This is a genomic window from Ligilactobacillus hayakitensis DSM 18933 = JCM 14209 (assembly GCF_000615845.1).
Classification (GTDB): domain Bacteria; phylum Bacillota; class Bacilli; order Lactobacillales; family Lactobacillaceae; genus Ligilactobacillus; species Ligilactobacillus hayakitensis.
In genome coordinates, this window is sequence record NZ_BAML01000055.1 from 1 (window position 1) to 4,837 (window position 4,837).

A 4,837-nucleotide genomic window follows, 5' to 3' on the forward strand; every position below is an offset into this window, starting at 1 on the left:
TATATAATTAATTTCAATATGTTTTTCACAAAAAATATACGTTTAATCATCGTGAAAATAACTAAACGATAAAAAGTGGGTTCATCTACCGTCTTTTTATGCACATCCAGTACAAAACGAACAGTGCATTTAAAATATAAAAAATAAGTTAGGACGATATCATCCTAACTTATTTTTTTATTTTTCTTTTTTCTTCTTGCTAGCTATAGTTCCAAGGACAAGAGCAATTAAACCAAGTGCTTGATAACGACTATTTACTTCACCTGTTTGTGGAAGTTTTGTTTGTTGTTCAATATTTTCTTCAGCATAATTATCATTTTCTTTAGCCTTAGTAATTTCACTAATTCTACTTTCTTGAGTTGATCTTCTTAATCCCCGACTATTGTACTCAGACTCTATAATTTCTGAGGTTGTTGTTTCTGATTGAGGATTTAAGCTTTGCGAACTTATTTGACTATTTAATTGTGATGACGATACTGAATCTACTGCACTTAATGATGATGAGGTTTCTATCACATTAGATGCCATTTTATCAATCTCTGATGTAATTAGTGATTCAACTTGGCTAAATTGTGATTGTATCTGGCTAACTCGCTTTTCATTTACTTGGCTTGCTTTAAGTGAACTTTCTTCAATATTTTTCATAAACACTGAAAGTGAAACGCTACTTGATTCTGATTCAACAAGTTCACTTGAAGTTAAACTTGTAATTCCTCTTGTACTATTTACTTGCGATGTTTCTTGTGAAATTGAATCTGAAATAAACATTGATGTACTGTAAGTGTCACTCGTAGATGCACTTTGAGATGAAGAGTGGCTCATCTCTTTTGAAAAGTTCATCGAAGTTTGTATTAGTGAGCTAAGCTTTTCAGAAGCAAAACTTGATATTTTATCTTTTTGACTTTGAAGTCTGCTTACTACACTATCGCTAACCTTACTTCCACCGTTAATATTTTCAATCATTTCATCTAGCTTTTTAATCTGACTAGTAATCTCATTTTGAATAGCTTGGCTTTCTTGTGGAGTTTCAGAATCCTCGCTATTACTTGGAACTAAACTTTCAGAGGTTGAAGTTTTATTAGATACTGAAGCATTTGAATGTTGAGAAGTAATAGTTGTATTTGATTGCGAGTCAAAACTCGTTATTTCGGAAATATTTGAATTCATTTCCGAAGTACTTGGGGTTTCTGATGTTATTTCACCTATATTTGATTCCGAAGCCTTTTGCGTTTGACTTTCTGACAAGCTTGGTGAAACACTCATTGATTGTACTTCTGTTGTACTTTGATGACCATGTACTGATTCGCTTGCGTTTGCTGAAGCACTTTGCAATTCTGAAGCTGATTTAGCAGAATTGCTTTGAGATTTTTCTGAAGTACGGCTAGTTACATCGCTTTCACTCTTACTTTGTGATTCAAAGGTTGACTTGCTTGCTGAAGCACTAATTGATTCAACTAATGATTTGCTTGTTTCAAGTGAACTTGATGCACTTTTACTTACTGAATTTATTACTGAATCCGCTTGTGATTTTGAACTTGCCAAACTCTTTGAAACTACTTCTGATACTGAGTGTTCTGATACTTGGCTTTGGACTTCACTTGCGTAGTTCTTATATGATTCAGATTCACTTTGTGCTAGTGATTGGCTTGCTGAATCTGAAACTTCTGTTGATGTTGAATTAGATTCTTCCGTTGACTTGCTTGCACTTTGGCTTGCTGAATCATGCCAGTATCTTGATAAGCTTTCTGAAGCTTGTTTTGATTGTGCTTCCGTTGTGCTTTGACGATCATTTACTGATTGGCTTGCACTTTCGCTTGCTGCCTTCACAGAATTACTTTGTGCTTCTGATGCTGATTTAGCCGAATTACTTTGTTGTTCTTCTTTGGAAGTTAAACTTGTTACGCCACTTTCGCTCTTGCTTTGTGATACTGATGTTGATGTTGAAGCTGATGTGCTTGCTGATTCAACTACTGATTCACTTTCGCTTCTTGAAGTTGATGCTGAGTTACTTACAGAATTCATCACTGAATCAGCTTCTGACTTAGATGTTTTCAAGCTCTTTGAAACTGCTTCTGATACCGATTGGTATTCTGAGGTTGATTCTGTATGTTCTGAGACTTGACTTTGGACTTCACTTGCGTAGTTCTTGTATGATTCAGATTCACTTTGTGCTAGTGATTGACTTGCTGATTCTGAAGCTTCTGTTGAAGTTGATTTTGATTCTTCAGCTGACTTACTTGCGCTTGTTGATGCTGAGTCATGCCAATATCTTGACAAGCTTTCTGATGCTTTAACTGATTGCGCTTCTGTTGTACTTTGGCGATCATTTACTGATTGGCTTGCACTTTCACTTGCTGCCTTCACAGAATTACTTTGTGCTTCTGATGCTGATTTAGCCGAATTACTTTGTTGTTCTTCTTTGGAAGTTAAACTTGTTACGCCACTTTCGCTCTTGCTTTGTGATACTGATGTTGATGTTGAAGCTGATGTGCTTGCTGATTCAACTACTAATTCACTTTCGCTTCTTGAAGTTGATGCTGAGTTACTTACAGAATTCATCATCGAGTTAGCTTCTGACTTAGATGTTTCTAAACTTTCTGAAACTGCTTCTGATACCGATTGGTATTCTGAGGTTGATTCTGTATGTTCTGATACTTGGCTTTGGACTTCACTTGCGTAGTTCTTATATGATTCAGATTCACTTTGTGCTAGTGATTGACTTGCTGAATCTGAAACTTCTGTTGAAGTTGAGTTTGATTCTTCCGTTGACTTACTTACGGAAATACTTGCTGAATCATGCCAGTATCTTGATAAGCTTTCTGATGCTTGAGTTGATTGAGCTTCCGTTGTGCTTTGACGATCATTTACTGATTGGCTAGCACTTTCGCTTGCTGCCTTCACAGAATTACTTTGTGCTTCTGATGCTGATTTAGCCGAATTACTTTGTTGTTCTTCTTTGGAAGTTAAACTTGTTACGCCACTTTCGCTCTTGCTTTGTGATACTGATGTTGATGTTGAAGCTGATGTGCTTGCTGATTCAACTACTGATTCACTTTCGCTTCTTGAAGTTGATGCTGAGTTACTTACAGAATTCATCATCGAGTTAGCTTCTGACTTAGATGTTTCTAAACTTTCTGAAACTGCTTCTGATACCGATTGGTATTCTGAGGTTGATTCTGCATGTTCTGATACTTGGCTTTGTACCTCACTTACATAATCTTTGTATGATTCAGATTCACTTTGGGCTAGTGATTGACTTGCTGAATCTGAAACTTCTGTTGAAGTTGAGTTTGATTCTTCCGTTGACTTGCTTGCGCTTGTTGATGCTGAGTCATGCCAATATCTTGATAAGCTTTCTGAAGCTTTAACTGATTGCGCTTCTGTTGTACTTTGACGATCTTGGACTGATTGACTTGCGTTTGCTGAGTCTGTACTTACTTTTTCACTTTGAGCTTCCGAAGCTGATTTAACTGAATTACTTTGTTGTTCTTCTTCCGCAGTTAAGCTTGTTACTCCATTTGCACTCTTACTTTGTGATACTGATGTTGACTTACTTGCTGATTGGCTTGCTGATTCAACTTCGGATTCACTTGTTTCAAGTGATGTTGAAGTACTTTCACTTACAGAATTCATCACTGAGTCAGCTTCTGACTTAGATGCTACCAAGCTCTTTGATACTGCTTCTGACACTGATTTAAATTCATCAGTTGATTCTGTATGTTCTGACACTTGGCTTTGGACTTCACTTGCGTAATCTTTGTATGATTCAGATTCACTTTGGGCTAGTGATTGACTTGCTGAATCTGAAACTTCTGTTGAAGTTGAATTAGAATTTTCGGTTGATTTGCTTGCGCTTGTTGATGCTGAATCATGCCAGTATCTTGATAAGCTTTCTGAAGCTTGTTTTGATTGTGCTTCCGTTGCGCTTTGACGATCATTTACTGATTGGCTAGCTGTTTCACTTGCTGTCTTAACAGATTCACTTTGAGCTTCTGATGCTGATTTAGCCGAATTACTTTGGTTTTCTTCTTCTGCAGTTAAGCTTATTACGCCAGCGTCACTCTTGCTTTCAGAAATTGATGCTGACTTGCTTGCACTTTCAAATAATGATTTCACTTCAGATTCACTTGTTTCAAGTGATGTTGAGGCACTTTCACTCGCAGAGTTCATCACTGAGTCAGCTTCTGACTTAGATGCTACCAAGCTCTTTGATACTGCTTCTGATACTGATTGGTATTCTTCAGTTGAAACTGCATGTTCTGATACTTGGCTTTGTACCTCACTTGCATAATCTTTGTATGATTCAGATTCACTTTGGGCTAGTGATTGACTTGCTGAATCTGAAACTTCTGTTGAAGTTGAGTTTGATTCTTCCGTTGACTTGCTTGCGCTTGTTGATGCTGAATCATGCCAGTATCTTGATAAGCTTTCTGAAGCTTCAACTGATTGTGCTTCCGTTGTACTTTGACGATCATGTACTGATTGACTTGCGTTTGCTGAGTCTATACTTACTTTTTCACTTTGAGCTTCTGAAGCTGATTTAACTGAATTACTTTGTTGTTCTTCTTCTGCAGTTAAACTTGTTACTCCAACTTCACTCTTACTTTCAGAAACTGATGTTGACTTGCTTGCACTTTCTGATAGTGATCCCACTTCGGATTTACTTGTTTCAAGTGATGTTGATGCTGATTCACTTACAGAATTCATCACTGAGTCGGCTTGTGATTTTGAACTTGCCAAACTATTAGATACTGCTTCTGATACTGATTCAAATTCTTCAGTTGATACTGAATGTTCTGATACTTGACTTTGTACTTCACTTGCGTAGTTCTTGTAT

At 36.8% G+C, this 4,837-nt stretch carries 1 protein-coding gene; it reads right to left on the reverse strand.

The genetic code is table 11. The features are described from left to right. Positions 1-177: 177 nt before the first annotated feature. On the reverse strand, positions 178-4,837 hold a 4,660-nt coding region (locus tag JCM14209_RS10135), incomplete at its 5' end, for a hypothetical protein (RefSeq protein WP_025023021.1).